Below are 23,337 nucleotides of genomic sequence, written 5' to 3' on the forward strand. Positions count from 1 at the left end.
CCCCTCCGCCGCCGGGTACCCACCCGGCGCCGGAGCGCACCCGGCGCCGGGGGGCGGCTGAGCGGTCCCGGCCGGGACGGCTCGGCCGGGACCGCTCAGCGCAGGGTGACGGTGAAGGTGCGCCCGTAGGCGTGCCGTGTGCGGACGACCAGGAGGGTGCCGCCGCGGACGTGGCGGACATCGACGTCCGGCCCGGGGGAGACCGGGCGCAGCCGCCGGTCGTGCAGCAGCAGGGTCAGCCGGTCGCGGTGCATCGTGGGGTCGGAGGCGGCGACGGTCACCTCCCGGTGGCGCCGCTGCCCGCGGCGCGGCTCCCGGCGGACGAGGACGGAGGCCGGGCCGTCGAGGCGTACCCCGGCGACCGTCCGCGATCCGCGGCCGAAGCAGTTCACGGCGAGCAGGCCGAGTCCGGAGTGCCGCACCGCCTGGAGGCGGGTGGTGTTGGCGAGCACGGACAGCGGGCTGTCGTAGGTCCCGTACCGGCGCAGCGTGTGCTCGGAGGCGTGCGGCACGAGCGCGTAGGCCAGCGCACGCGGCGCGGCACCTGCCTCCTGATGGAATCCGGCGCGGAACAGCTGCCGGGTGACGGGGGTGTCCGGGTTCGCGGTGCGGACCCGGCGGCGGTTTCGGGTGACGGTCTCCAGCCCGACGGTGACCGGGTGGCGTTCCGCGCCGGGCGAGTCGAGGAACGCGTATCCGACGGCCGTCCGGCGCGTCTCGTCCGCGTACCGCAGCCAGTGCAGGGGTGCGGTGCCCGTGGCGGTCGCCCGCCGGCCGCCGTCCCGGCCCTCCGCGCTGATCCGCAGCGCGTTGCCGGGAGGCGCGATGCGGGCGTCCACGGTCGTGGTGACCGCGCGCCCGGCCCGGTCGCCGACCCCCGCGGCCAGCACCACGATCTCGTCGTCCAGCATGAACCACGACTTGGTGGCGGTCGCGTTCCGGTACACCGTGAAGTCGTCCGGCAGCCGGTCGCGTTCGGCGTAGGCGACGTCGTCGGACTGGATCATCCCGGCCGCTCCGCAGGCGTCCAGCACGGCGCCGCCCGAGTGGCGGGCGGTGCCCCGCGGGAAGTACACATAGGTGTTCTGCGACTCGGACGAGGGTGTGAAGTGCAGCGGGTGGTCCGGGTTGTCGTAGTACGGCTTCCCGTACAGCCCCGGTACGGTCCTGCGCTCTTCCACCGGAGCGGTGACGCCCGCCAGCTCGGTGGGCGGGACGGCGGTGTAGTAGTCGACTCCGAACGCCTGCCGCTGGTCCTCCCCGGCCAGGTAGAGGTAGTAGGCGCCGTCCCCCTGGAACCACGGCATCAGGTTCTCGCCGCTCATGTACTCGTACTTGCTGATCCGCTCCGAACTGCGGGCGAGCGCGAACGCGTGGCCGGGGCGGCGGTGCACCGTGCGGTCCATCGCGTCGAAGGCGGTGCAGCGCGCCGCGGGGTTCAGGTCCTCGGCCGGTACCGAACCGTCCGCCAGGATGGCGGCGTGGCGGACCACGGTGAGCGGGGAGGCGAAGCGGGCCGGATCCGGCGGCGCCGCCGACACCGTCTGCAGATACTTCACATAGCTCTTGAGCGCGGTGGCCCGTGCGCCGTCCGCGTACGCCGTCAGATCGGTGACGGCTTCCGCGACGGCGGCGCAGTCGGCGTAGCCGCCGCCGGTGCGGGAGACGGCCCGGCCCTTGACGATCTCCATCATCCAGCCCTCGAACACGACCGGGGCGAAGCCGTCGGTCACCCATCGGTGCACCACCGGCACCAGTGCTTCGGTGCGCGCGTACCCCGTGCCGTCCAGGAACCCGAGGGTCTGCACGGCCCGGGCCAGCAGCCCCTTCCCGTACGACCCGGTGTAGGCGACGGACGCGTGCTGGATGAACGACCCGTCCGCGTAGTGCCCGTCGGTCACGCCGTGCCGCAGCCGGTAGGGGTCCACCGTCGCGTAGACGGTGAGCTGGTCCTCCAGCGCCTTGCCGATCCGGGCCCCGTCGTCCAGCAGGGCCCCCTGCAGGATGCGGTTGGTGGTGATGTCGGCGAGGTTGGCGCCGGTGTGGAACCGTGAGTCGAGATCGACGTCGCCGTCCTTGCCGTGGCGCAGATAGGCGTCCATGGAGTCGATGTAGCGGCCGAGCAGCCCGGGTTGCTGCGCCGCGGCGTCCTCGGCGAGCAGGACCAGGGTGGCGGTGACGCTGGTGGAGATACCGATCTCCCAGGTGAACCAGTTGCCGTAATAGCCCTGCGACTGGTCGCCGTAGTAGCGCTCGTGGAGCAGGACGAGGCCCTCCAGCACCCGGCTCCGGGTGGCCGCGTCGTTCGGCGGGCCGCCCGACGGGACGCCCGGGCTGCGGGAGGCCAGGGCGATCTCGTACAGCTTCCTGAAGGACGTGTTGAGATGGCTGTCGCTGCTGCCGAGCGGCAGGCCGCGGAAGAGCTCGCCGTCGCCCGCGGCCGCCATGTCGGCCAGATGGCCGCGCGCCGCCTCGGTGACCGCCGCCAGCTTCGCGGCTGTCTCCGGCCGCGCGTTGGACTCCGCCGTACCGGCCAGGATCGCGCGCGCGTTGCCCAGCAGCCGTCCGGTTCCCGCGTCGTCGGCGCCGCCCGGAGTGCCGTCCGCACCGGGCGGGGCGGCGCCGGCTGCGAGAGCTCCGGGCGCCGGGAGCACCGCTGCCAGCCCTGCGGCGGACAGCAGCGAGAGCACATGTCGACGGGGGATCTCCATGGGGCCTCCCTGGGGGAGCCGGACCGGCGTGGCGCAGGCATCACGCAGTGAAACAGCCGCCGGGTGCCCCGACAACACTTCGCGCACTCCGGATCGGAGCCGGGCCGCGCTGGCGTGGCATGCCGGGAAGCCGGACCCGCAGCGGGCACTCTCGAAGCCGACAGCGGATCACGACGCATGAAGATGCCCCCCGGGGGTACGCGGTCCCGGCGGAACGGACAGAACGGCGCTGCGCGGAAGGGAGCGACGGCCATGGCAGTTCGGCAGATTCGGCGCGCATCAGGGGCGCGGGTCCGATGAGCGGTCTCACCGCCGCGGTGGCGCTGCTGGGAGTCGCCCTGCTGGGAGTCGGTGCCCTCTACGCGGCCGCCCGTGCGCTGCGCGGCCCCGCCGGCCCGCTGCCCGCCGGGCCGTTCCACTCGGGGCTGGCGCCGAGCGAGCACGCGGTCAGCCGCTTCCACGTCCGCTGGTACACGGTCACGATGCTCTTTCTCGCCTTCGACATGGAGATGGTGTTCATGTATCCGTGGACGCGGGTCGTCTCCGCGGTGGGGGCGAGCGCGGTGACGGAGATGTTCGTCTTCCTCGCGGTGCTGGTCGCGGGTGTCGTGTACGCCTGGCGGGAAGGCGCGCTGCGATGGACCTGACGGCCCTTCCGCTGCGGGCTGCCGCCGCCCGGCCGCACGTCCTGCTGGTGACGACACCGGGCGGTACGGCGACCCGGCTGGCCGCCGAGCGCCGACTCCGGCTCCAGGACCTGCCGCGGGCCCGCACGCCCGCGGAGGCCGATGTCCTGTTGGTGGCGGGCCCCGAGTGCCGCGGGCTGCGGCCGGCGATCGACCGGCTGTGGCAGAGCCTCCCCGCCCCCCGTGCCCGGGCCCGTGCCGCCACCCCCGCTGCCCTTCCCGACGCGCTGGCCCGCTGCCGCGCCGAACTCGCCGCGCCGCCCGGACGACGGCACGCGGGCCGGCGGCACGAGGACCGCGCGGGCGGCGGACCCGACGCGGGGTTCGACGACGCGGAGTCGGTGGGGTCCGGCGACGGGCGGGACGAGCGTGACGGCCATGACGAGGACAGCGGCGGCGGCCATGGTGGCCACTGCTCCGGCGCTGATCACGGCTCCCACGGTGGTTCCGAGCCGCCCTGGGGACTGCCGATGGCCGGGCAGGGCGCGGACCGGGACGGGCTGATGCTCGACCAACTCCACGTGCCGCTGGGGCCGTTCCTCGCCGACTGGCCGGACGGGCTGACGGCCCGCCTCACCCTGCAGGGCGATGTGGTCCAGCGTCTGCGGTTCGCGTGGCCGCCCGTCGGAGGTCGTCCCACAGCCGCCCGCCCGCCGTTCTGGGGAGAGCCCTGGGCCCGGGCCGCCGCCGGGGAACGTGTCGATGTGGGCGAGGGGGCGCGGCGGCGGGCCGCCGCCCACGCGGACAGCCTGGGGCGGCTGCTGGCGGTCGCCGGATGGACGAGGGCGGCGACCACGGCCCGGCGGCTGCGGGACGACCTGCTCGACGGCGCGTCCAGCGCGGAGCTGCGGCCGGGCGTGCGGCGGTTCGCGCGCCGGGTCGGCCGCTCCCGGACGCTGTACTGGCTGACCCGCGGAACGGGGGTGCTGACCGCCGAGGCGGCGCGGGACGCCGGTGTGACCGGGCCCGCCGCGCGGGCCGACGGGGACGTCCCCGCCCGCTACCGGACCTGGCTGGCGGCCCTGGCGCGGGACGTGGACCGGCTGGCGGACCGAAGCCCGCTGGACCCGGCCGAGGAGGGCCCGCGGGGCGGTGCGACGGACGGTCCGTGGCCGTCGGCGGCGCTGGTGCGGGTGCTGCCGGGGCTGCTGGAGGGGGCCGAACTGGCGGCGGCGCGACTGGTCGTGGCCAGCCTGGACCCGGACCCGGACGAACTGGCCGCGGCGCCGCGGGAGGTGGGCGCGTGAGGGAGACCGCAGCCTGGTGGTCGCTGCTGGCCGCGCCCGCGCTGCTGCTTGCCGGGGCGGTGCTGGCGGTCGCCGGGGACGCGCTGCTGGCCGCACGGGACGCCGGGCGCCCGGCGACCGTCCGGACCGCGCTGCGCCCCCTGCTGGAGGTGCCCCGGCTGCTGGGCGCGCAGCCCCGGCGGCTGCCGGCCGCGGACCGGCTGCTGTGGCGGCTGGGGGTGGTGACCGTACCCGTGGCGGCGGTGCTGTCCGCTCTGGTGATTCCGTTCGGCGGGACGGCGGTCGCCGATCTGTCGGTCGGCGTCGTGTGGTTCAACGTGATGGAGGTGGTCACCTGGGCCGGCCTGTGGCTGGCCGGCTGGGGCCCGAACGCGGCGTTCTCGCTGATCGGCGGTTACCGTTTCGTCGCCCTGGGGCTGGCCTACGAACTGCCGCTGATGTTCGCCCTCATCTCCGCCGCCACGGCGGCCGAGTCGCTGCGGGTGGGCGACATCGCGCAGGCCCAGCACGGCCTGTGGTTCGCGGTGTGGATGCCGGTCGCGCTCGCCGTCTACCTGGCAGGTGTGCTGGCGTTCAGCTTTCTGGGGCCGTTCCGCTACCCGGCGGGCGAGGACATCGCCGCGGGGGTGCTGGGGGAGACCTCGGGAGTCGACCGGCTGCTGCTGGAGGCGGGCCGGTGGCTGTGGCTGACGTCCGGCGCGGCGATGGCCGTGCCGCTGTTCCTCGGCGGCGGGGCGGGGCCAGGACTGCCCGGCTGGGCCTGGTCGACGCTCAAGACCCTCGCGGTGCTCGCCGGACTGGTGTGGTTGCTGCGCCGGATGCCGGTGGTGCGGGCCGACCGGTACGTGGAGTTCGCCTGGGTCGTCCTGGTCCCGCTGACCCTCGTGCAGGTCCTCGTGCCCGCGCTGCTGGTGCTCGCACGCTGAACTGCCGCCGGCTGTCGTCCCGTCGGCATCCCGCCGACGGCCGACGGAAGGAGGAGAGACGACATGGAATCCGTGCTGCTGGCGGTGCTGGGCGTGCTCGCCCTGGTCGGCGGTGTGCTGGTCTTCCGCTGCGACTCGATGGCGCGGGCCACCTTCGCGCTGCTGCTCTCGCTGTGCTGCGTCGGCGGCGTGGTGGCGCTGCTCGGACTGCCCTACCTGGGCGTGGTGACCGTACTGATGATGATCATGGAGATGGTGGTGATGGCCGTCTTCATGGTCGCCTACATGATGAACCCGGCGGGCCTGATGCCGATGTCGATGCTGCACAACAAGCGCGGCTCGCTGGCCCTCAGCGCCGCGGTGTTCGCCGTGCTCGTCGCCGCGGTCTTCCTGGTGCCCTGGCCGGCGCGGCGGGGCGGGCCGCCGCCGGACACCACCGTGCAGGTCGGCAGGGCGCTGATGGGCGGACAGATGCTGACCATGATCGTGCTCGGCTTCGTGCTGCTGGCCACGATGGTCGGCGCCACCGTGCTGGCCACCCGGCGGGGCCGCTACGACCGCTTCGGCGACGCACTCGACCGGCGCACCCCCCGGGACCCGGTCGGTGGAGGGGTGGGACGGTGACCTTCGAACTCGTCTGGGTGCTCGCTGCGGGCCTGTTCAGCGTCGGGCTGTTCGGGGCGCTGTCCCAGCAGTCCATCGTCATGATCATGATGGGCATCGAGTTGATGATCGGCGGCGTCATCGTCGCCGCCGCCGCGTTCTGGCACTTCCTCGCCCCCTCCGGTGCCGACGGGCAGGTCGTCATCGTCGCCGCCGTGGTGGCGATGGCGGTCGAGATGGCCATGGGGTTCGCCGTGACCACGGCGATCTACCGCGCACGCCAGGTCGACATGACCGACATGGCCGAGGACCTGAAGGGATGAGCGCACTGCTGTGGGCGCTGCTCGCCCTTCCCCTCGGCGCCGGGACCCTGCTCTGCCTCGGTGGACGCCGCTGGAACACCTGCGCCCCGGTCGCCGCCCCGGCCGCGGGGGCCGCCACCTTGGCACTGGCCGTCGCCGCCGCGGTCGCCCGGCCCCAGGCGAGCGCCCCGCTGTTCGCCGGGATCCGGGCCGGACTGCGGGTGGACGGACTCTCGGCGGTCATGGTGGTCACCGTCGCCGCGGTCACCACCGCCGTGCTGGTCTTCTCCGCCCGGGAGGCGGGCCCGGACGAGAACCGGGGGCGCTACTTCGGACTGCTGCTGCTGTTCGCCGCCGCGATGCTCGTCACCGTCACGGCGACCACGCTGGCACTGCTGCTGATGGCCTGGGAGGTGATGGGCGCCGCGAGTTGGGCCCTGATCGGCTACCGATGGCGGCAGCCGGGCCGGGCACGGGCCGCGGACACCGCGTTCCTGACCACCCGCGCCGCCGACCTGGGTCTGTATCTCGCCGCGGGGGCCGCCCTGGCCGGAGGCGTCGGCTCCCTGCGGCTGGACGCGCTGCCGCAGGCCGACGGAGTCTGGCTGCACGTGACCGGCGCCGGCCTCGTCCTCGCGGCGCTGGGCAAGTCCGCGCAACTGCCCTTCTCCTTCTGGCTGTCGCGGGCGATGGAGGGCCCCAGCCCGGTCTCCGCGCTGCTGCACTCGGCCACCATGGTCGCAGCCGGTGCCTATCTGCTGCTGCGGCTGTCCCCGCTGCTGACCGCGACGCACTGGGCGGGGCCACTGGTCGCCTGGAGCGGTGCGCTCACGGCACTGCTGCTGGGCACGGTCGCCGTCGCCCAGCGCGACGTCAAACAACTGCTGGCCGCCTCCACCTCGGCGCAGGTGGGCTTCATGGTGCTCGCGGCGGGCAGCGGGGGAGTGGCCGCGGGCACCGTGCAACTGGTCGCACACGCCGCCGTGAAGTCCGGGCTGTTCCTGGCCGCCGGAACCTGGCTGACCGCGCTCGGCACCCGGCAGCTGCCCGCGCTCCGTGGCGCCGCCCGGCGGTGGCCGTCGGTGGGTGCCGCCTTCGCGGTGGGCGCGCTGGCGCTGGCCGGGCTGCCGCCGCTGTCCCTGTGGGCGGCCAAGGACGAGGTGCTCGGCGCCGCCCGTGCCGACGACCCCGCCCTCTATGCGATCGCCCTGGCCGCGAGCGCCCTCGCGGCGGTCTACAGCGTCAAGGCGCTCTGGTACGTCACCCGCCCGCTGCCCGGCGAACCGAATGCCGGGGGCCAGGGGGACGCCGTCGAACGGCCCGGCCACCGGCAGCGCCCCGCCCGCTCCGCGCTGCTGCCGCTGTGGGCGCTCGCCGCCGCCGGAGCCGTGTTGGGCGTGCTGGTGTTGCCCGGTCCCGCCGACTGGCTCAGCGCCCTGCTCGGCGCCGGGGACCGGCCCCCGCTCCACCCCTGGGAAGCCGTCGTCTCCGCAGCGGTCGCCCTCGGCGCGGCGGGCGCCGCCTGGACCTGGCTGCCGCGCGTCGCCCGCTCCGGGCATGCGGCCTCCCTTCCGCGCCCCACCGTGCGCTGGGCCGAGCGCTGGCTGGGCCTGGAACGCGCCGCCCATGTGCTGCTCGTACGGCCCGTCATGGCGCTGGCCCGGGCGCTGGCCACCTTCGACGACCGGGTGGTGGACGGCGCCGTGCGGCAGCTCGGGCGCGGCGGCCTGGCCCTCGCACGGCTGGCCCGCCGGACCGACGACGGCGGACTGGACGCCGCCGTGAGCGCGGTCGCCGCCGGGGCCCGCCGCCTCGGCCGCTGGGCCCGGCGCCCGCAGACCGGGCTGCTGCACCAGTACTACGCCCAAGCCGTCGTCGGCTTCGCGGCGCTGACCCTGCTCGTGCTGTTGGTGAGGTAATCCACTCGTGCTGACCGTCGTCACCTTCCTCCCCTTGCTGGCCTGCGCCGTACTGGCCCTGCTGCCGCGCGCCGTCCGGCTGCCGGACCGGGTCTGCTCCTGGGTGTGGATCGCCACCGCCGCCGCGGACCTGGCCCTGGTCGTGGCCGTCTGGGTCCGGTTCGATCCGCACGGCGGACTGCAGTACGAGCAGCGGGCGCGCTGGATGCCCGGCGCCGGGGTGAGCTACCACGTCGGCGTGGACGGGCTGTCCCTGCCGCTGATCGCGATGGTCTGCGTCCTCTTCCTGGCCGCCGCCGTGCACATGCTCCGCGAGACCCGCCGGGTGCGCGCGCTCGCCTGCCTGTTCCTGTTCCTGCAGACCGTCAGCGTCGGCCTGTTCGTGGCGCTCGACCTGATCCTGTTCTTCGTCTTCTTCGACCTGTCCATTGTCGGCATGTACGTCGTCATCGCCGGCTGGGGCCACGGCGAGCGGGCCCGCGCGGCGGCACTGAAGTTCTTCCTCTACACCTTTGTCGGCTCCCTCGCCCTGCTGCTCGGCTTCATCGGGCTGTACCTGGCCGCCGATCCGCACACCTTCGACCTCGTGGAACTGACCCGCAGCAACCCGCTGGCGGGCCAGGGCCTGTACGCGGGCCTGGTGCTGCTGGCCGTCGGTGCCGGGCTCGCCGTCAAGACGCCCACCGTGCCGCTGCACACCTGGCTGCCGCCCGCCCACACCGAAGCGCCCGCCGCGGGCTCCGCGATCCTCGCCGGAGTGCTGCTGAAGATGGGCACCTACGGGTTCGTGCGCATCGCCATGCCGCTGCTGCCCGGCAGTTGGCGGCAGTACGCACCGGTGTTCGTCGTCGTCGGCGTGGTCTCCGTCGTCTACGGCGCACTGGTGGCCCTGGCCCAGACCGACCTCAAACGCATGATCGCCTACACCTCCGTCAACCACATGGGCTACGTCGTGCTGGCGATCGGCGCCGCCGGATCACTCGCCGGAAGCGACGCCCAGGCCCGCTCCCTGGCCGTCACCGGAGCCGTCGTCCAGATGGTCAGCCACGGCCTGCTGACCGGCGCCCTGTTCCTGCTCACCGGAGTGCTGTACGACCGGGGCGGCACCTACGCGCTCGACGCCTACTCGGGGCTGGCCGCGCACACCCCCCGCTTCGCCGCCGCCACCGGGGTCGCCGCGTTCGCCAGCCTCGGCATCCCCGGCTTCTCCGGATTCATCGCCGAGTTCCAAATCTTCACCGGCAGCCTGGCCTCCCAGGCCGCCGCGACCGGCATCGCGCTGCTGGGCATCCTGCTGAGCGCGGCGCTGTTCCTGCGCGCCCTGCGCTCCCTGTTCCTCGGCCCGCCCCGGCTGCCCGCCGGAATCCCCCTGTCGGGCCTCGCCGACCTCCGCACCCGGGAGGCTGCCGCCACCTACCCGCTGCTGGCCCTCGCGCTGGTCATCGGCGTGCTCCCGCGGTTCCTGCTGGACGTGGTCGAGCCGGCCGGACGCTCCGTGACGGAACTGGTGGCACGGTGAACGAGAACGTCGCCGCACTCCTGCCCGAGACCTTCCTCGCCGCGGCAGCAGTCTGCGGCCTGCTCGCCGGAAGCTGGCTGCCCCGCAACCGGCAGTGGGCCGTGGCGGCACTGGCCGCCACCGCGTGCCTGGCCGGCCTCGCCGCCACCGGCCACACCATGGCCACCGGCCGCGAACAGACCGCCTTCGACACCACCTTCGCCGTCGACGCGCCGACGAACGCCGGACGGCTGACCGTCCTGATGGCGCTGCTGCTCGTCGTCGCGATGTCCGCGGAGTCGCTGCGCGGCCACAAGCGGGAGAGCGAGTACTACGTCCTGCTGCTGCTGACCGGCACCGGCACCCTCGTCCTGATCGGCGCCGACGACCTGCTGACCCTGTTCGCCGGGTATCTGCTCGCCAGCGTCCCCGCCTACGCGCTCGCCGCGTTCGCCAAGGACGCCCACGGCACCGAAGCCGCCCTGAAGTACTACCTGTTCGGAGCGCTGCTGGGCACCGTCATGCTCGCCGGAGTCGCGCTGCTGTACGCCGCCGCGGGCGCCACCGGCTACCGCACCCTGCGCGACGGGCTCCCCGGCGCCGACCCCGCGCTGGTCGCCGCCGGCCTGGTCGCCGTACTGGCCGGCCTGCTGTTCAAAGCCGGTGCGGTACCGGCCCACTTCTGGGTGCCCGACGTCACCGAGGGAGCCGCCCCACCGGTCGCCGCCTACGTCACCACCCTGCCCAAGATCGGTGCGCTGATCGCCGGATACCGCCTGCTCCACCAGGCCCTGCCCGGCAGCGGAGTCGACTGGCCGCTGCTGCTCGCCGTCCTCGCCGCAGCCTCCATGACCTGGGGCAACCTCGCCGCGTTCTTCCAGACCGACGCCAAACGGCTGCTCGCCTACTCCACCATCAGCCAGATCGGCTACCTGCTGATGGCGCTCTCCGTCGCCACCCGCACCGACCTCGCACAACGCGCCCTGCTGCTCTATCTGGGCGCCTACGCGCTCACCAACCTCGGCGCGTTCGCCGTCGTCAGCGCCCTGCCGCAGGCACGCTCCCTGGACGACTACCGCGGGCTGGCCGGACGGCGGCCAGGACTTGCCGCCGTCCTGCTCGTCTGCCTGCTGGGCCTGGTGGGCACCCCGCCGACCGGAGTCTTCCTCGGCAAACTGGAGATCTTCACCGCGGCCGTGGACGGCGGCCGGCCGTGGCTCGCGGCGGTCGCCGTCGCCAACACCGTCGCCTCGCTCTTCTACTACCTGCGCTGGCTCGCCCCGGTGTTCCGGCCGGGCGGTACCCAACGGCACGCGGTCACCGGCCGGGTGACAGTCGGCACCGCCTATGTGGCGGGCGCCGGCTCGCTGCTCCTCGGCCTGGCCGGCGGCGCGGTCCTGCCGCTCACCACCGGCCCCCTGCTGGGCTGAACGCTCAGCCGCCGGACGGCCGCCCCGCACCGAAACGGCCGCCTCGCACCTGGGCCACGAACGCGTGCCAGGCGGGGGCGGGGATGAGGAGGACGGGGCCCGTGGGGTTCTTGGAGTCCCGGACGGGGAGGGCGGGGCCGGGGTGGTCGACGGCCATCTCCAGGCAGTTGCCGCCGTTCTGGCCGCTGTAGCTACTCCTGCGCCAGATTGTCACGGGAAGATCGGTCGAGCTGGTCATGAAAGTTCCTTCGCTCTGGCGGCGATCAGATCGACCGATGCACGAGGAGGAAGTGCATCGGCCCGCAGCAGATCATAGGCATGGTGATAGTCGGCCACCTCACCTGGCGCAGCGCTGATGCATCCGCGAGCGCGACCGTCGATGTACACGACGTCAGCCCCCTCATTCATGCTGAGCCCAGCGAATGGCCCGTCCATGCTGGCATGTGCTCCGACGTCGAAGGGGACGATCTGCACGATGGTGCGGGGATCGTCCGCTGCCTGGACGACGGCCCACAACTGCGAGGCCATGGCGTGAGGGCCACCCACTGTCCTACGTAGGACGTTTTCGTCGAGAACGACCCACAGCCTCGGACGTTCGTTGCTCTCCAGGATGTGCTGGCGAGTCATCCTGGCGGCAACCAACTCGTCAGCGTTCGACAAGTGAGCAGCAGCGAAGAGTGCCTGGGCGTACTCCTCGGTCTGCAACAACCCTGGGATCACCTGGTTCTCGAAATCCCAGATACTGACAGCATCTTTCTCCAGGTCCACGAACGGGCGGAACCAGTCCGGGTAGGCGTGCTCGATCACGACAGGCCACAGCCGGGCGAACAATCCACTCGTGCACAGGACCTCGTCACAGCGCTGGGCGAATTCCTCGCTCGGGACGCGGCTGGCGGACTCGATCCGGGAGACGTACGAGTGGGTGCAGAAGGTGCGGCGGCCCAGTTCGGCCTGGCTCAGTTCGGCCTCTTCTCTCCTGATCCGCAACTCGGTGCCGAAGTAGGCGAGGGTCGACACCTTCGGGTCGGCTTTGGGGTCCGTGTCGTTCCGGCGCTCTGCCGTCATTCCGTTCTCCGCCTCTTGACAAGCACAGGTGCACAGCGATTGCTCTCCACAAGGCTATGTCCGGAGCGCCACGGTAGGGGCACGGAAAGTGAAAGTCCCCTGAGAAAGGCGCAGTTCCATGGCAGATCGCCGACGTACCCCGACGCTCGCCAAGCTCCGCGAGGCGGAGGGCACCCACGAACGGCTGCGGGCCGCGCTCGCGGAGGCGGGCATCATGCTGCCGTCCCTTCGCGTGGACCTGGCTTCCTGCGCGGACAGGTCGCTGCGCGGCCCGCTGCTCGAACTGGGCGGCTGCAACCTGGCCACGGCCGAGAAGCTGGCCGAGGCACTGGCCGGAAAGCCGCGTTGAGCCGTGGTGAGTGGCGGCCGGGGGAGGTCGTCAGCGACCTGGCCCGGCGCACGGCGGGCATCGTCCACTCGGTCCGCGAGGACGGCTCGGTGCGTCTCGTGCGGCCCGGCGGTCCCGCGTGGCACGCCGATCCCGACGACCTGCGGTCGGCGAGCCGCGCCGAGGTGATGTCGGTGAAACTGGCGACGGCCAACCACCGGTGGGGGCTGTAGCGCCGCAGCTGCGGATGGGCTTGCACCGCGCCCTCGGAGGGGGATTCTGACTCCTTCCGGGGCGCCGTGCCGATGAGGGGCGGGAAGCGGACCGGCCTACAGGAACGGGGATTTGACGTGTGGGGATGCGGACGCCCGCTGGGAACGGCATTACGGTGCGGCACGGTCGCGCTGCTGCTGTCGGCCGTGCTCGTGGGCTGCGGGGACGGCGAGTCAGGCAATCCGACGGGCTTGACCCCCGGCGACGCGACCGCGAGTTCGGCAGGCGGCAACGAAGGGGCGGAGTCCCCGAGCGCCGCGCCCGAGTCCCGGAACCGCAAGTACGTCGCCATGATCGTGGACGGCGAACTGCACGCCATGCTGGCGTTCAAGCTCTACCCGGCGGGGGCCAGGTGGTCGGGAAGTACACTCTGATCCACTTCGACGGCTCGGGCCGTGAAATCCGGACGAAGACCGACTTCAACGGCCGCGGCACTCGCACCATGTTCGAGTTCGACGGCCTGACCGACTATGGGAACGTCAAAGGGACTCTCTCCGAGGACCGAACCCGGTTGAAGTTCGACCGCACCTTCGGTGTGGAGAAGACGCGGTGGACCATCGTCTCCTCCGAGGACGTGTTCGAGTCGGCCGTCAAGAAGTACGCCAAGCGGTTCGAGTCCTGTTCCAAGAAGAAGGACTACAACCCTTGTGAGGACGTGACCTGACCCGCCAGGCAGGCCCCGACCATGCGCGAGCTCTATGAGTCGACCGACGCCGAGGAACCAGCTTGGCCTGAACTCAGGGAGGTCATTGGCGCCGGGCGGCTGGCTGCTGTTGGGCGTCGCCCGGGACTCGTGCCGACAGTTCGATGGCCTCGATCCGGGGCTTCTCGGCGCCGTGTGAACCGGTCGGCCGGCGGTGGCAGATCGGGGGTGGCGCACCCTCCGGCCTCCAACTGCCCAGGACATGTCGACCCTGGCATCGTCGACGCACGAATGCTTCTTCGAGGAGAGAGGAGCGACATTGCCGACCACGTGGGAGTACCGGGTGATTCAGGGGGCCGGATGACACCGGCAGCTCGACGCCGCAGGTCTGGAGGGCTGGGAAGCTGTGGCGTGGTACCGATCCAGGCTCATACCACGAGCTACGCGGGTGCACAAAAGACGCTGAACACGGAATTCGCACTTCTGCCTCCGGTGCCTGGGCGGGAGCGCAGGGCGTCGGACGAACGTCGCTCTTGACGCGGCACCAGGGGATATATCGACAGCGCGTACGACCGGATGGGCTCCTGTAGGCTCATCCGAATGGCGGACGTGGTTGGCGTGGTCGAACGGATCTGGCGCCATCAGCACGGGGCCGGGGCCCGCAAGCAGGGTGATTCACAGAAGGAACCACCAGGCGGCATCTTCACCGAGCCTGGTGATCACGGGCTGCGACGCTCGCGCGGCGGGTTCACCACCAAACTGCACCTGGCCGTCGAGCAGGACCCAAAGCCCATGTCGATCGTGGTGATCGCTGGGCAGCGCGGGGACTCACAGCAGTTCGAACCCGTCTTGGAGAAGATCCGGGTGCCCCGCATCGGGCCGGGGCGGCCACGTGTCCGTCCCCATCGGGTCCGCGCTGACAAGGCATACGCCTCCCGCAGAAGCCGCGCCTACCTGCGTCGCCGCGGAATCCGCTGCACCATCCCCGACAAAGCCGGCCGGGCGCGCAATCGTCTCAAGCGTGGATCGCGTGGCGGACGGCCGCCGAAGTTCGACAAGGACGACTACAAACAGCGGCACGCGGTCGAGTGCGGGATCAACCGCCTCAAGAGGCGCCGCGCCGTGGCTACGCGATACGACAAACTGGCGGTCCGCTACGAGGCGACCGTCCTCATCGCTGCCATCAACGAGTGGCTGTGATCAGTACCTCCACAGACGTCCTACGCGACCCTGACCACGTACTTGCCCTGGACGCCGCCCGCCTCCAGCGCCCGGTGTGCCGCTGCTGTCTCCTCCAGGGGGAAGACCGTGTCCACCGCAGGGCTCAGCTTCCCCTCGGCCACATGGCGGGCGAGGTCGTCGAAGTCCGCCCGCGTGGGGTTGCCGCTGAAGAAGCGCACCCGGCCGTGTCCGTGGAGCGTGCTGGCCGCGAGGTAGCCGAGCGATGTAGCGGGCCGTTTCAGGTCGAAGGCGATGGTGACCATGCGTCCGCCGGGATTCAGCAGGCGCCGGAAGGCCCCCAGGTCGGTCCCCGCGGTGTCCAGGACCACGTCGAAGCGGCCCAACTCCGTCGGCCGCACGGTCCGGTGGTCGACAGCCTCGTGCGCGCCGAGCCCGCGGACGAAGTCGAGGTTTGCTGCGCGGGCCAGGGCCGTGACCTCTGCGCCGTACGCCCGTCCGAGCTGGACGGCGGCATTGCCGACACCGCCCGCCGCGCCCCGGACGAGGAGTCGTTCGCCGGAGTGCAGCCCGGCTTTGTCCCGCAGCGCGGTGATGGCCGTGGTGGCCACCGGCAGTGCGGCCGCGTCCACCAGGTCAAGGCCGTCGGGGAGCCGGCCGACCCGCTCGGTGGGCACGGTCATGTACTCGGCGGCGCTGCCGAAGCCGGAGGTGCGGCCCAAGACCCCCCATACGCGATCGCCGGCCGCGAACCGTGTGACTCCGGCCCCCAGTGCGGCGACCTTGCCGGTGAAGTCCAAGCCGACGCGTTTGGGGAATTTCCGGCCGCTCAGGAGGCGGAGGCGGCCGGCACGGGCTGCCAGTTCGCCTCCGTTGACGCTGAACGCGCGCACCTTCACAAGGACCTCGCCGGGGGCCGGCTCGGGGCATGGCACGCGGCCGGTGTAGAGCACATCGGGGTCGCCGTAGCGGTCGTAGAGCACCGCCTTCATCATGCGGTCGTTCATCGTTCTGCCTTTGCCGCCGGGTGCCGTACAGGGATCTGGCATCGACCGTAAGCTCTTAAGTGGACGCAATCGTCCACTTGGACCGGAAGCGAGAGACAGTGATGGCGGAATCCTCTCGGATCACAGCCCGGGACGGGGTGCGGGCGGACGCCCGGCGCAACCGGGAGCGGGTCCTCGTCGCCGCCCGTGCGGTCTTTGCGGAGCACGGGATCGACGCCCCGATGGCGACCGTGGCCCGACGGGCCGGGGTCGGCGTGGCGACGCTGTACCGGCATTTCCCGACCCGGGACGCTCTGGTGGGGGGCGCGTTCGCGCAGCAGATGGAGACCTGCGCGCGGGCGCTCACCGAGGCTCTGGCCGCCCCTGACCCGTGGCAGGGCTTCCAGCAGCTGGTCGAGACGGTCTGCGCTCTGCAACGGGAGGAACGCGGGTTCCCGGCCGCGTTCGTCGCGGCCTTCCCGGAAAGCGCGTCGGAACACGTGCAGTCCCGGCAACGAGCCGAGCGGGACTTCACGACCCTGGTACGCAGAGCCCAGGCATCGGGCGCGCTGCGGGCCGATTTTCACCCTACCGACCTCGCCGTGGTCCTGTTGGCACACTGCGGTCTGGTGACGGCCCTACCAGATGATGGTGCAGCGTCCCGGCGCCTGGTGGCCTATCTGCTCCAGTCGTTCCGCACCGACACGGCCAACAAACCGTTGCCCCCGCCGAGTGCGCTGACACTGCGCAGCCTCCCGATTGCAGCTGACGGACCCCAGAGGCAGCGGCCCCCCAGAACCTGACATGAAACGGTATCTGCCGCAGGGCACGTCCAGTCCGATAACTTCACTTTCGCAACAGGCCCTAGGCGGCCGTCGGTGACGGCTTCCGTGCGGAGGCGTCCCGCCGCGGGGCGAGGAAGAACGTCATCGTCACGCCCAGGTACAGCACCCAGACGACCAGCTGGAGGACGGTGGGGTCAGGCTGGAAGTTGAAGACGCCCTTCAGGAGCGTGCCGTACCAGCTGTCCGGCGGGACGGCGGAGCTGATGTCGAACGCCTTGGTGCTCAGGCCGCCGAGGAAGCGGGCCTCCTGGAGGTCGTGGACGCCGTAGGCCAGTACCCCGGCGGCGACGACGACCAGCATGGCGCCGGTCCAGGTGAAGAAGCGGGCGAGGTTGATCCGCAGGGCGCCGCGGTAGAAGAGCCAGCCGAGGACGACGGCGGTGGCGAGGCCGAGCAGGACGCCGGCCAGGGGCGTCGTGCTGCCCTCGCCGCTGGCCCGGACCGAGGCCCAGACGAACAGGGCCGTCTCCAGCCCCTCGCGGCCCACTGCCAGCAGCGCGGTGGCCACCAGTGCCCCGGTGCCCATCTGGAGGGCGGCGTCCAGCTTGCCGTGCAGCTCGCTCTTGAGGTGCCGGGCGGTGCGGCGCATCCAGAAGACCATCCAGGTGACCAGCCCGACGGCCAGGATGGACAGCGAGCCGCCGAGGGCTTCCTGGGCCTCGAACGTCAGCTCCTGGGAGCCGAACTCCAGGGCGGCGCCGAAGCCGAGGGAGATCGCGCAGGCCGCCGCGATACCCAGCCAGACCGGCCGCAGGGCGTCCCGCCGCCCGGTCTTGACCAGGTAGGCCACGAGGATGCAGACGACCAGGCTGGCCTCCAGACCCTCCCGCAGGCCGATCAGATAGTTACCGAGCATGCCGGACCTTCCTCCACCTTCGCTGACACCGCCGCCGACCGGATCCCTGCCCGCACGAACAGCTCACGAGAACAGCTCGCGTCCCCACCAGTCGTCCTTGCCTCGGACGCCCGGCGGGATGGCGAAGAGGGCCGAGCCGACGTGCTGGATGTACTCGTTGAGCGCGTCGTGCCGCGCCAGGCTGCGCTGGATCGGGATGAAGCCGCGGCGCACGTCCCGCTGGTAGGCCAGGAAGAACAGCCCCGCGTCCAGCCGCCCGAGCCCGTCGGTGCCGTCGGTGAAGGAATAGCCGCGGCGCAGGATGCGGGCACCGTGGTGCGCGTCCGGGTGGGCGAGGCGGACGTGCGACGTGGGCAGCATCGCCTTGAGGAACGGCTCGTCGTGCTCCTTTGCCTTGCCGACTGGCGCGCCCTCGCGCTTGTCCCGGCCGAAGATGTCCTCCTGCTCCTTGAGCGAGGTGCGGTCCCAGGTCTCGATGTGCATCCGGATCCGCCGGGCCACCAGGTAGGAGCCGCCGGCCAGCCACGCGGGACCGTCCTTCTCCGCCACCCAGACGTGCTCCTCCAGCGCCTTCTCGTCGCTGCCGGAGACGTTCCGGGTGCCGTCCTTGAAGCCGAACATGTTGCGCGGGGTCTGCGCGTCCGGCGTGGTGGAGGAGGTCTTGCCGAACCCGAGCTGCGACCAGCGGATGGCGGCCTTGCCGAAGGCGATGCGGGCCAGGTTGCGGATCGCGTGCACCGCCACCTGCGGGTCGTCCGCGCAGGCCTGCACGCACAGGTCGCCGCCGCTGCGCGCTTTCTCCAGCTTGTCGCCGGGGAAGGCGGGCAGGTCGACGAGTGCCTCGGGGCGCCGCTCCGCCAGCCCGAACCGGTCCTTGTCGAAGAGCGAGGGGCCGAAGCCGACGGTCAGGGTCAGCCGGGAGGGCTTGAGGCCCGCCGCTTCGCCCGTGTCGTCCGGCGGCGACTCGGGGACCGGGCCGAACGCGCCCTCGCCGACCGCGTGGCCCGCCGTCATCCGGGCGGCTGCCGTCGTCCAGTCCTTGAGGAGCTGGATCAGCTCGTCCCGGTCCTCGGTCGTCACGTCGAAGGCGGCGAAGTGCAGCCGGTCGGGTACCGCGGTGGAGATCCCCGCCTGGTGGGCGCCGTGGAAGGGCACCGCCTGCCCGGCGGAGGCGGGAGTGGCGTCCGCCTCGTCGTTGTGCAGCGCGGTGGCCGTTCCGCCGGCCGCCACAGCGCCCAGGGCCAGCCCGGCACCGCCCCAGCCCAGCAGCGCGCGCCGCCCGACGGAGGACCGGGCGCCGCCGGTTTCGGCACGCGTGTCCTTGGAACGCGCCTCCGGGTCCGGCTCGACGGCCGCCGCCTGGTCGGCTTGGCTGCCCGGATCCGGGTTCCGCTCGGTGTCGGTGCTGTCTTCTTCCGCTGTCACGGTCGCGCTCCTCGTGCTTCCACCGTCCGGTTGCCCCGGCGGGCCGGTGGCCGGTTGCTCGTGATCACTTGACGACGGCCGCGGCCAGCTTCGAGAGCGGTTCCGCCAGAGCGTTCACGCCGTCCGAGAGCTTCTTGCGCTCGGCCTTGCCGACCTTGTCGTACGAGGTGAACGCGTACGCGTCCGCGTCCTTGCCGTCGTCCTCGCGGTAGGTGTCCAGCAGCTCGTCGAGTGCGGCGAACTGCGTGTCCAGCTCCTTGACCAGGGCGGCGTCGTTCTTCTTCGCGACCGGCTCGAGCAGCTCGTAGGACTTGTGGGCGCCCTCCACGTTGGCCTTGAAGTCGACCAGGTCGGTGTGGCTGTAGCGCTCCTCCTCACCGGTGACCTTGCCGGTGGCGACCTCGTCGAGGAGCTCCTTGGCGCCGTTGGCCATGGAGGTGGGGGTGATCTCCGCCTTGCCGACCTTCTTCTGCCAGGTGGTGAGGTCCTTGATCAGCTGGTCGGCCAGCTTCTTGTCGGTCGCGGTGATCTTCTCGTTCTTCCACAGCGACTTCTCCAGGCGGTGCCAGCCCGTCCAGTCCTTCTCCGGGTCCTGCCCGTCCTCCAGGCCGTCCTCGCGCAGGTCGACCTTCGGGTCGAGGGTGCCGAAGGACTCCGCGACCGGCTCGGTGCGCTCCCAGCCGATGCGGGAGGGCGCGTAGAGCTTCTTCGCCTTCTCCAGGTCACCGGCCTTGACGGCTTCCGCGAACTTCTCGGCCTTGGGCAGGGTCAGCTCCGCCTGCTCCAGCACATAGTCCCGGTAGGCGGAGACGGCCGCGTCGAGCTTCGGGTCGCGCTCGGCGGACTTGCCGCCGCCGGTCGCCTCGACCTTCTGCCGGATGCCGTCGCCCTTCATGCCGGGCTTGCACGCGATCTCGTAGTCGCCCGCCTTGACCTCGGCGGTGATCTTGGCCTTCGTGCCCGCGCCGATGTTCTCCCGCTCGGTGACGATCCGGCCGTCCGGGTACAGGACGTAGACCTCGGTGACCTTGGAGCCCTTGTTCTCCACCGCGAGCTGGACGTGTCCCGCGGGGAAGGTCTTGCGGGACACCTCACAGGAGTCGTCGGTGGCGGTCACCTCGATGGCACCGTCGCCACCGGCGTCCGCCTTCTCGGCGCACCCGCTGACGGCGGCGACGGATATCGCGGCCAGGGCGGCACTGACGGCACAGAGGCGGACGGGGCGCATACGGACTCCAGCTGGGGACGAGTGGTGCGAGCGGGCCTCCAAGGTGAGGCGGGCCTAACTTAGCCGGACCTTACCCCGGGGTCCAGCGAGCGAAGCCTCCGGTGACCGGGCTCACTGTCCCGGCCGCGCGCCCCCGGCCCCCGGTCTCGTCCCCGTCCCGGGTGCGGCTCGGCGGAGCCGGCCGGGCCCGGGGGCGGCAGACGGCCTGCGACGGCCTTCCGTGATCACCTCGTCATGGCGGCTCCCTGGATTTCAACCCCCTTCTGTACGACAGTAGTTGTCCGGTCGAGCCGCACGTCAGCAGGCCGACGTCCGCCACCTCACCCTGTCCTGGAGCCGCCGCTCATGAGCCACCAGATGCCCGAGACGACCGGAGCCAAGGCCCATTCGGCACGGATGTACGACTATTTCCTCGGGGGCAAGACCAACTACGGTCCGGACCGGGAGGCCGCGGCCCAGTCGGTGGCCGCGTTCCCGAACGCTCTGACGGCGGCCCGCGAGAACCGCGAGTTCATGCACCGTGCTGTCCGCTATCTGGCGCGTGAACAGGGCATCCGGCAGTTCCTGGACATCGGCACCGGCATCCCCAGCGCCCCCAACCTGCACCAGGTCGCCCAGCAGGAGGCCCCGGGGTGCCGCGTCGTCTACGCCGACAACGACCCCATCGTCCTCACCTACGCCCGTGCCCTGATGAACGGCACGCCCGAGGGCGCCACGGACTACATCGAAGCCGACGCGCGTGACCCCAAGCGCATCCTCGACCACGCGAACGCCACGCTGGACTTCGACCAGCCGGTCGCCCTCTCGCTCGTCGCGCTGCTCCACTTCATCGCCGACGAGGACGATCCGCACGGGATCGTCCGCACCCTCGTGGACAGGCTCGCTCCCGGCAGCGCCCTGATCCTCTCGCACGGCACCGACGAACTCGACATCACCCTCCGCAAGGTGTTGGAGATCTACCGGACGCAGGGCATCACCCTGCGGTTCCGGGACAAGGAAGCGGTACGCGAGTTCTTCTCCGCGAACGACTTCTCGCTCGTCGAGCCGGGCATCGTCGCCACCTGCGACTGGCACCCGGAGCTGGTCGACAGGCTGGACGGCATCCGCCGCCCGGTGGGGTCGATCAGCCCCGAGGAGGTCGGCTGCTGGGCGGGAGTGGGGCTCAAGCCGACGGAGTAGGAGCGGTGCCGCGCGGGCGCGGCCCGGTGACGCCGCCGCAGCCGTGCCCGCCGGTCCGGGAGCGGGCATCGGCTCCCGGACCGGGCCTCACAGCAGGTCGACGACGCTCGGCGGCGCGAACAGATGCCGGGCGCGGTGCTCCAGTACGAAGCGGTGCGGCAGGTGGATCATCTCCGGGGAGGTGCACTTGGCGCACTCCGGGTACGAGGCGGGGATGTCGTCCGTGTGCTCGGTCGCCAGGTGCTCCGCCAGGCGGATCTGGCTGGTGAGGACGGTATCGAACGGGTCGCAGTCGAATGTCGGCCCGTACTCCTCGCGCGCCGCGTTCGTCACGTCGAGGGCGTGCTTCATCGCCTTGTACAGCTCGGTGCACTTCTCGCACCCCCACATCCACACGGGAGGGAGCGGCCAGGCATCAGCGGGGTCGGCGTCCCTGTGGTCCATGCCGTTCACAGTAGCGAGGGGGGATGGAGCCGTCAGCGAGACGGCCGAATTGGTGCGCGGTGCTTCCGCTCGCGCCGGGCACCCGGCGGTACGCGGATGGCCGCCGGGCTGAACCGGTCGGCTCCACACGTCAGTTGAGCCGCCCTCGGGGAGCCGGTACGGGCCGGCGGCCGCACGGTTCCCTCGCGGAGCCCGCGGGAGCCGCCGCCGGGCGCCGGGGCGGGACATGCGGCGGGATTCGGGATCGCGAATGCCCGCATCCGCGGCCGCCAGCGCGCGCCGGCATGGGTGCCGTCGAGTGCTGTACCGCAAGCCGCCCGTGCCGCCGGGCTCCGGCGTCGGCCGGCCACCATCCGGTCGGCCGTCCAGCGGCGCGGGGGCGACCGGACGGTGCCGGACCGGCGGCCGACCGGGTGGTGCACGGCGCTGACCGTTTGTCCGCCGCCCCCGGCGGCAACCGGAGCGATATGTTGTCCGACCTGTTCAGCAAGGGAACCCGGCAGCGCCCCCGCCTGCTCCGCGCGGTCGAGAACGGTCCGGGGCGGCTGCCCCTCGTCGCGCCGCTCGACGCGCTGGGCAGGCTGCGCATCCTCGATCCGGTGGTCGGCCCGCTCCGCGCCGCCGTCCGGAAGCTGCCGCTGAGCAGCCCGGCGCGGGACGTGCTGCACGGCCGGTGGCTGGGGCACCCGCTGCACCCGGCACTGGTGCAGCTCCCGATGGGTGCGTGGATGTCGGCCGGACTGCTGGACGTGCTGCCCGGCACCCGCCGCGCCGCCCGGGTCCTGGTCGGCGTCGGGGTGCTCACGGCGCTCCCGGCCGCGGCCACGGGCGCCACCGACTGGGCCCGGCTGCACCAGCCGCAGCTCCGTACCGGTCTGGTGCACGGGCTGGCCACCAGCGCGGCCCTGGGCCTGTACACGGCCTCGCTCGCGGCCCGGCTGCGCGGCCGGGAATGCAAGGGGCGGCTGCTGGGCTTCGGCGGGCTGACCGCCGCCGGCGCCGGCGCCATGATCGGCGGCCACCTGGCCTACCGGCAGGCGGCGGGCGCCAACAAGGCCGAACCGGTGCCCTATCTGGTGGGGCCGGGCTGGCACCGGGTGGGGAAGGTGGACGCCTTCCCTGTCGGACAGTCGGCGAGTGCCTCGCTGGGCGAGGTCGAGCTGCTGGTGCACCGCGAGCACTCCGGGGCGGTGCGGGTGCTGGCGAACCGGTGCAGCCACGAGTCCGGACCGCTGTCGGAGGGAACGGTGGCCGACGGGTGCGTGACCTGCCCCTGGCACGGCAGCACCTTCCGGCTCTCCGACGGCTGGAACGTCGGCGGCCCGGCCACCGCGCCCCAGCCCGGTTTCGAGACGCGGGTGGGGGACGACGGGATGCTGGAAGTACGCCTCCGGCAGCCGTGACTCCCCGCCCTGCCTCGGAAGGTCCACCCCCGTGCGGGTGACATCGGATACCGGGCGGTGCCGCCCCGTGCGTGCCGCCGCGGCCGTACCTCGCAGGCCGTCCGGGCGCCTCGTACGCCACACCGGGAGCAGCAAAATGCGCCGAACAGAATAAATGGTGC

24 protein-coding genes are annotated in these 23,337 nt (G+C 72.3%); 16 read left to right on the plus strand and 8 right to left on the minus strand.

From position 1 onward, the window contains the following. Window positions 1-95: 95 nt before the first annotated feature. Complete coding sequence (locus ACFYMO_RS01560) at window positions 96-2,711, minus strand: polysaccharide lyase family 8 super-sandwich domain-containing protein (protein WP_388543483.1); 2,616 nt, start codon at window positions 2,709-2,711, stop codon at window positions 96-98. Window positions 2,712-3,007: 296 nt separating this feature from the next. On the opposite strand from ACFYMO_RS01560, the gene ACFYMO_RS01565 reads away from it, so the two are divergent. The 8 genes from ACFYMO_RS01565 to ACFYMO_RS01600 all read left to right on the plus strand — a co-directional run bounded on the left by ACFYMO_RS01565 (window position 3,008) and on the right by ACFYMO_RS01600 (window position 11,322). Next, window positions 3,008-3,358, plus strand: a complete 351-nt coding sequence (locus ACFYMO_RS01565) for an NADH-quinone oxidoreductase subunit A (protein ID WP_366770848.1) — start codon at window positions 3,008-3,010, stop codon at window positions 3,356-3,358. Further along, window positions 3,349-4,644: a hypothetical protein gene (locus tag ACFYMO_RS01570; RefSeq protein ID WP_388543485.1), complete on the plus strand. Its 1,296-nt coding sequence runs from the start codon at window positions 3,349-3,351 to the stop codon at window positions 4,642-4,644. The genes ACFYMO_RS01565 and ACFYMO_RS01570 overlap by 10 nt, the downstream gene beginning before the upstream one ends. After that, window positions 4,641-5,570, plus strand: a complete 930-nt coding sequence (locus tag ACFYMO_RS01575) for a complex I subunit 1 family protein (RefSeq protein ID WP_388543487.1) — start codon at window positions 4,641-4,643, stop codon at window positions 5,568-5,570. The genes ACFYMO_RS01570 and ACFYMO_RS01575 overlap by 4 nt, the downstream gene beginning before the upstream one ends. A gap of 63 nt (window positions 5,571-5,633) precedes the next feature. Continuing rightward, a complete protein-coding gene (locus ACFYMO_RS01580) occupies window positions 5,634-6,194 on the plus strand; it encodes an NADH-quinone oxidoreductase subunit J (RefSeq protein WP_366770845.1) in 561 nt (186 codons plus the stop codon). Further along, window positions 6,191-6,496 carry an NADH-quinone oxidoreductase subunit K gene (locus ACFYMO_RS01585; protein ID WP_366770844.1) on the plus strand — a complete coding sequence of 102 codons (306 nt, stop codon included), beginning with the start codon at window positions 6,191-6,193 and terminating at the stop codon, window positions 6,494-6,496. The genes ACFYMO_RS01580 and ACFYMO_RS01585 overlap by 4 nt, the downstream gene beginning before the upstream one ends. Beyond that, the gene (locus ACFYMO_RS01590) at window positions 6,493-8,394 is read left to right on the plus strand and encodes a proton-conducting transporter membrane subunit (RefSeq protein WP_366770843.1); all 1,902 of its coding nucleotides are present in this window, start codon (window positions 6,493-6,495) and stop codon (window positions 8,392-8,394) included. Before ACFYMO_RS01585 ends, ACFYMO_RS01590 begins: the two co-directional genes overlap by 4 nt. Window positions 8,395-8,401: 7 nt before the next feature. Beyond that, window positions 8,402-9,913 (plus strand): NADH-quinone oxidoreductase subunit M, encoded by a 1,512-nt coding sequence (locus ACFYMO_RS01595; RefSeq protein ID WP_366770842.1) that lies wholly within the window; start codon window positions 8,402-8,404, stop codon window positions 9,911-9,913. Continuing rightward, window positions 9,910-11,322: an NADH-quinone oxidoreductase subunit N gene (locus tag ACFYMO_RS01600; RefSeq protein ID WP_366770841.1), complete on the plus strand. Its 1,413-nt coding sequence runs from the start codon at window positions 9,910-9,912 to the stop codon at window positions 11,320-11,322. Before ACFYMO_RS01595 ends, ACFYMO_RS01600 begins: the two co-directional genes overlap by 4 nt. Before the next feature lie 4 nt (window positions 11,323-11,326). Here ACFYMO_RS01600 and ACFYMO_RS01605 read toward each other — a convergent pair whose 3' ends face one another. Together ACFYMO_RS01605 and ACFYMO_RS01610 are read right to left on the minus strand one after the other, a co-directional pair. Continuing rightward, the gene (locus tag ACFYMO_RS01605) at window positions 11,327-11,560 is read right to left on the minus strand and encodes a DUF397 domain-containing protein (protein WP_366770840.1); all 234 of its coding nucleotides are present in this window, start codon (window positions 11,558-11,560) and stop codon (window positions 11,327-11,329) included. Further along, on the minus strand, window positions 11,557-12,387 hold the full coding sequence (locus tag ACFYMO_RS01610) for a helix-turn-helix transcriptional regulator (protein WP_388543490.1): 831 nt from the start codon (window positions 12,385-12,387) through the stop codon (window positions 11,557-11,559). The genes ACFYMO_RS01605 and ACFYMO_RS01610 overlap by 4 nt, the downstream gene beginning before the upstream one ends. Before the next feature lie 118 nt (window positions 12,388-12,505). On the opposite strand from ACFYMO_RS01610, the gene ACFYMO_RS01615 reads away from it, so the two are divergent. From ACFYMO_RS01615 to ACFYMO_RS01635, 5 genes are all read left to right on the plus strand, one after another. Then, entirely contained in the window at window positions 12,506-12,736 is a 231-nt protein-coding gene (locus tag ACFYMO_RS01615; protein WP_366770838.1) for a hypothetical protein, read from the plus strand. Further along, the gene (locus ACFYMO_RS01620; RefSeq protein WP_388543492.1) at window positions 12,733-12,948 is read left to right on the plus strand and encodes a hypothetical protein; all 216 of its coding nucleotides are present in this window, start codon (window positions 12,733-12,735) and stop codon (window positions 12,946-12,948) included. Before ACFYMO_RS01615 ends, ACFYMO_RS01620 begins: the two co-directional genes overlap by 4 nt. A 231-nt stretch (window positions 12,949-13,179) precedes the next feature. After that, the gene (locus ACFYMO_RS01625) at window positions 13,180-13,362 is read left to right on the plus strand and encodes a hypothetical protein (RefSeq protein ID WP_388543493.1); all 183 of its coding nucleotides are present in this window, start codon (window positions 13,180-13,182) and stop codon (window positions 13,360-13,362) included. Next, entirely contained in the window at window positions 13,341-13,652 is a 312-nt protein-coding gene (locus ACFYMO_RS01630; protein ID WP_388543495.1) for a hypothetical protein, read from the plus strand. The genes ACFYMO_RS01625 and ACFYMO_RS01630 overlap by 22 nt, the downstream gene beginning before the upstream one ends. A gap of 579 nt (window positions 13,653-14,231) precedes the next feature. Further along, on the plus strand, window positions 14,232-14,831 hold the full coding sequence (locus ACFYMO_RS01635; RefSeq protein WP_366770835.1) for an IS5 family transposase: 600 nt from the start codon (window positions 14,232-14,234) through the stop codon (window positions 14,829-14,831). 20 nt (window positions 14,832-14,851) lie between these two features. Here ACFYMO_RS01635 and ACFYMO_RS01640 read toward each other — a convergent pair whose 3' ends face one another. Continuing rightward, a complete protein-coding gene (locus ACFYMO_RS01640; protein WP_388543497.1) occupies window positions 14,852-15,817 on the minus strand; it encodes an NAD(P)-dependent alcohol dehydrogenase in 966 nt (321 codons plus the stop codon). Between the two features lie 101 nt (window positions 15,818-15,918). On the opposite strand from ACFYMO_RS01640, the gene ACFYMO_RS01645 reads away from it, so the two are divergent. Further along, a complete protein-coding gene (locus ACFYMO_RS01645; RefSeq protein ID WP_388543499.1) occupies window positions 15,919-16,599 on the plus strand; it encodes a TetR/AcrR family transcriptional regulator in 681 nt (226 codons plus the stop codon). A gap of 61 nt (window positions 16,600-16,660) precedes the next feature. Here the strand turns inward: ACFYMO_RS01645 and efeU are convergent, their stop codons facing one another. The 3 genes from efeU to efeO form a co-directional block, all read right to left on the minus strand. Beyond that, window positions 16,661-17,497, minus strand: coding sequence for an iron uptake transporter permease EfeU (gene efeU / locus ACFYMO_RS01650; RefSeq protein WP_366770832.1), 837 nt, complete (start codon window positions 17,495-17,497; stop codon window positions 16,661-16,663). A gap of 63 nt (window positions 17,498-17,560) precedes the next feature. Continuing rightward, the gene (gene efeB, locus ACFYMO_RS01655; RefSeq protein ID WP_366770831.1) at window positions 17,561-18,922 is read right to left on the minus strand and encodes an iron uptake transporter deferrochelatase/peroxidase subunit; all 1,362 of its coding nucleotides are present in this window, start codon (window positions 18,920-18,922) and stop codon (window positions 17,561-17,563) included. Window positions 18,923-18,986: 64 nt separating this feature from the next. Further along, entirely contained in the window at window positions 18,987-20,150 is a 1,164-nt protein-coding gene (efeO, locus tag ACFYMO_RS01660) for an iron uptake system protein EfeO (protein WP_366770830.1), read from the minus strand. A gap of 345 nt (window positions 20,151-20,495) precedes the next feature. On the opposite strand from efeO, the gene ACFYMO_RS01665 reads away from it, so the two are divergent. Then, window positions 20,496-21,329, plus strand: a complete 834-nt coding sequence (locus ACFYMO_RS01665) for an SAM-dependent methyltransferase (protein ID WP_366770829.1) — start codon at window positions 20,496-20,498, stop codon at window positions 21,327-21,329. Window positions 21,330-21,416: 87 nt separating this feature from the next. Here ACFYMO_RS01665 and ACFYMO_RS01670 read toward each other — a convergent pair whose 3' ends face one another. Next, on the minus strand, window positions 21,417-21,773 hold the full coding sequence (locus ACFYMO_RS01670) for a hypothetical protein (protein ID WP_366770828.1): 357 nt from the start codon (window positions 21,771-21,773) through the stop codon (window positions 21,417-21,419). A 467-nt stretch (window positions 21,774-22,240) separates the two neighbouring features. Between ACFYMO_RS01670 and ACFYMO_RS01675 the strand changes: the two genes are divergently transcribed. After that, entirely contained in the window at window positions 22,241-23,176 is a 936-nt protein-coding gene (locus tag ACFYMO_RS01675; protein WP_366770827.1) for a Rieske (2Fe-2S) protein, read from the plus strand. Window positions 23,177-23,337 lie beyond the last annotated feature (161 nt).

This window comes from Streptomyces sp. NPDC007025, assembly GCF_042869455.1.
In the GTDB taxonomy this organism is placed as follows: domain Bacteria; phylum Actinomycetota; class Actinomycetes; order Streptomycetales; family Streptomycetaceae; genus Streptomyces.

Excerpts from the sequence above, each read along its gene's own strand:
- ACFYMO_RS01560 (WP_388543483.1), bottom strand. The coding sequence starts at position 2,711 with ATGGAGATCCCCCGTCGACATGTGCTCTCGCTGCTGTCCGCCGCAGGG.
- ACFYMO_RS01565 (WP_366770848.1), top strand. The coding sequence starts at position 3,008 with ATGAGCGGTCTCACCGCCGCGGTGGCGCTGCTGGGAGTCGCCCTGCTG.
- ACFYMO_RS01570 (WP_388543485.1), top strand. The coding sequence starts at position 3,349 with ATGGACCTGACGGCCCTTCCGCTGCGGGCTGCCGCCGCCCGGCCGCAC.
- ACFYMO_RS01580 (WP_366770845.1), top strand. The coding sequence starts at position 5,634 with ATGGAATCCGTGCTGCTGGCGGTGCTGGGCGTGCTCGCCCTGGTCGGC.
- ACFYMO_RS01590 (WP_366770843.1), top strand. The coding sequence starts at position 6,493 with ATGAGCGCACTGCTGTGGGCGCTGCTCGCCCTTCCCCTCGGCGCCGGG.
- ACFYMO_RS01605 (WP_366770840.1), bottom strand. The coding sequence starts at position 11,560 with ATGACCAGCTCGACCGATCTTCCCGTGACAATCTGGCGCAGGAGTAGC.
- ACFYMO_RS01610 (WP_388543490.1), bottom strand. The coding sequence starts at position 12,387 with ATGACGGCAGAGCGCCGGAACGACACGGACCCCAAAGCCGACCCGAAG.
- ACFYMO_RS01615 (WP_366770838.1), top strand. The coding sequence starts at position 12,506 with ATGGCAGATCGCCGACGTACCCCGACGCTCGCCAAGCTCCGCGAGGCG.
- ACFYMO_RS01635 (WP_366770835.1), top strand. The coding sequence starts at position 14,232 with ATGGCGGACGTGGTTGGCGTGGTCGAACGGATCTGGCGCCATCAGCAC.
- ACFYMO_RS01640 (WP_388543497.1), bottom strand. The coding sequence starts at position 15,817 with ATGAACGACCGCATGATGAAGGCGGTGCTCTACGACCGCTACGGCGAC.
- ACFYMO_RS01645 (WP_388543499.1), top strand. The coding sequence starts at position 15,919 with ATGGCGGAATCCTCTCGGATCACAGCCCGGGACGGGGTGCGGGCGGAC.
- efeU (WP_366770832.1), bottom strand. The coding sequence starts at position 17,497 with ATGCTCGGTAACTATCTGATCGGCCTGCGGGAGGGTCTGGAGGCCAGC.
- efeO (WP_366770830.1), bottom strand. The coding sequence starts at position 20,150 with ATGCGCCCCGTCCGCCTCTGTGCCGTCAGTGCCGCCCTGGCCGCGATA.
- ACFYMO_RS01665 (WP_366770829.1), top strand. The coding sequence starts at position 20,496 with ATGAGCCACCAGATGCCCGAGACGACCGGAGCCAAGGCCCATTCGGCA.
- ACFYMO_RS01670 (WP_366770828.1), bottom strand. The coding sequence starts at position 21,773 with ATGGACCACAGGGACGCCGACCCCGCTGATGCCTGGCCGCTCCCTCCC.
- ACFYMO_RS01675 (WP_366770827.1), top strand. The coding sequence starts at position 22,241 with ATGTTGTCCGACCTGTTCAGCAAGGGAACCCGGCAGCGCCCCCGCCTG.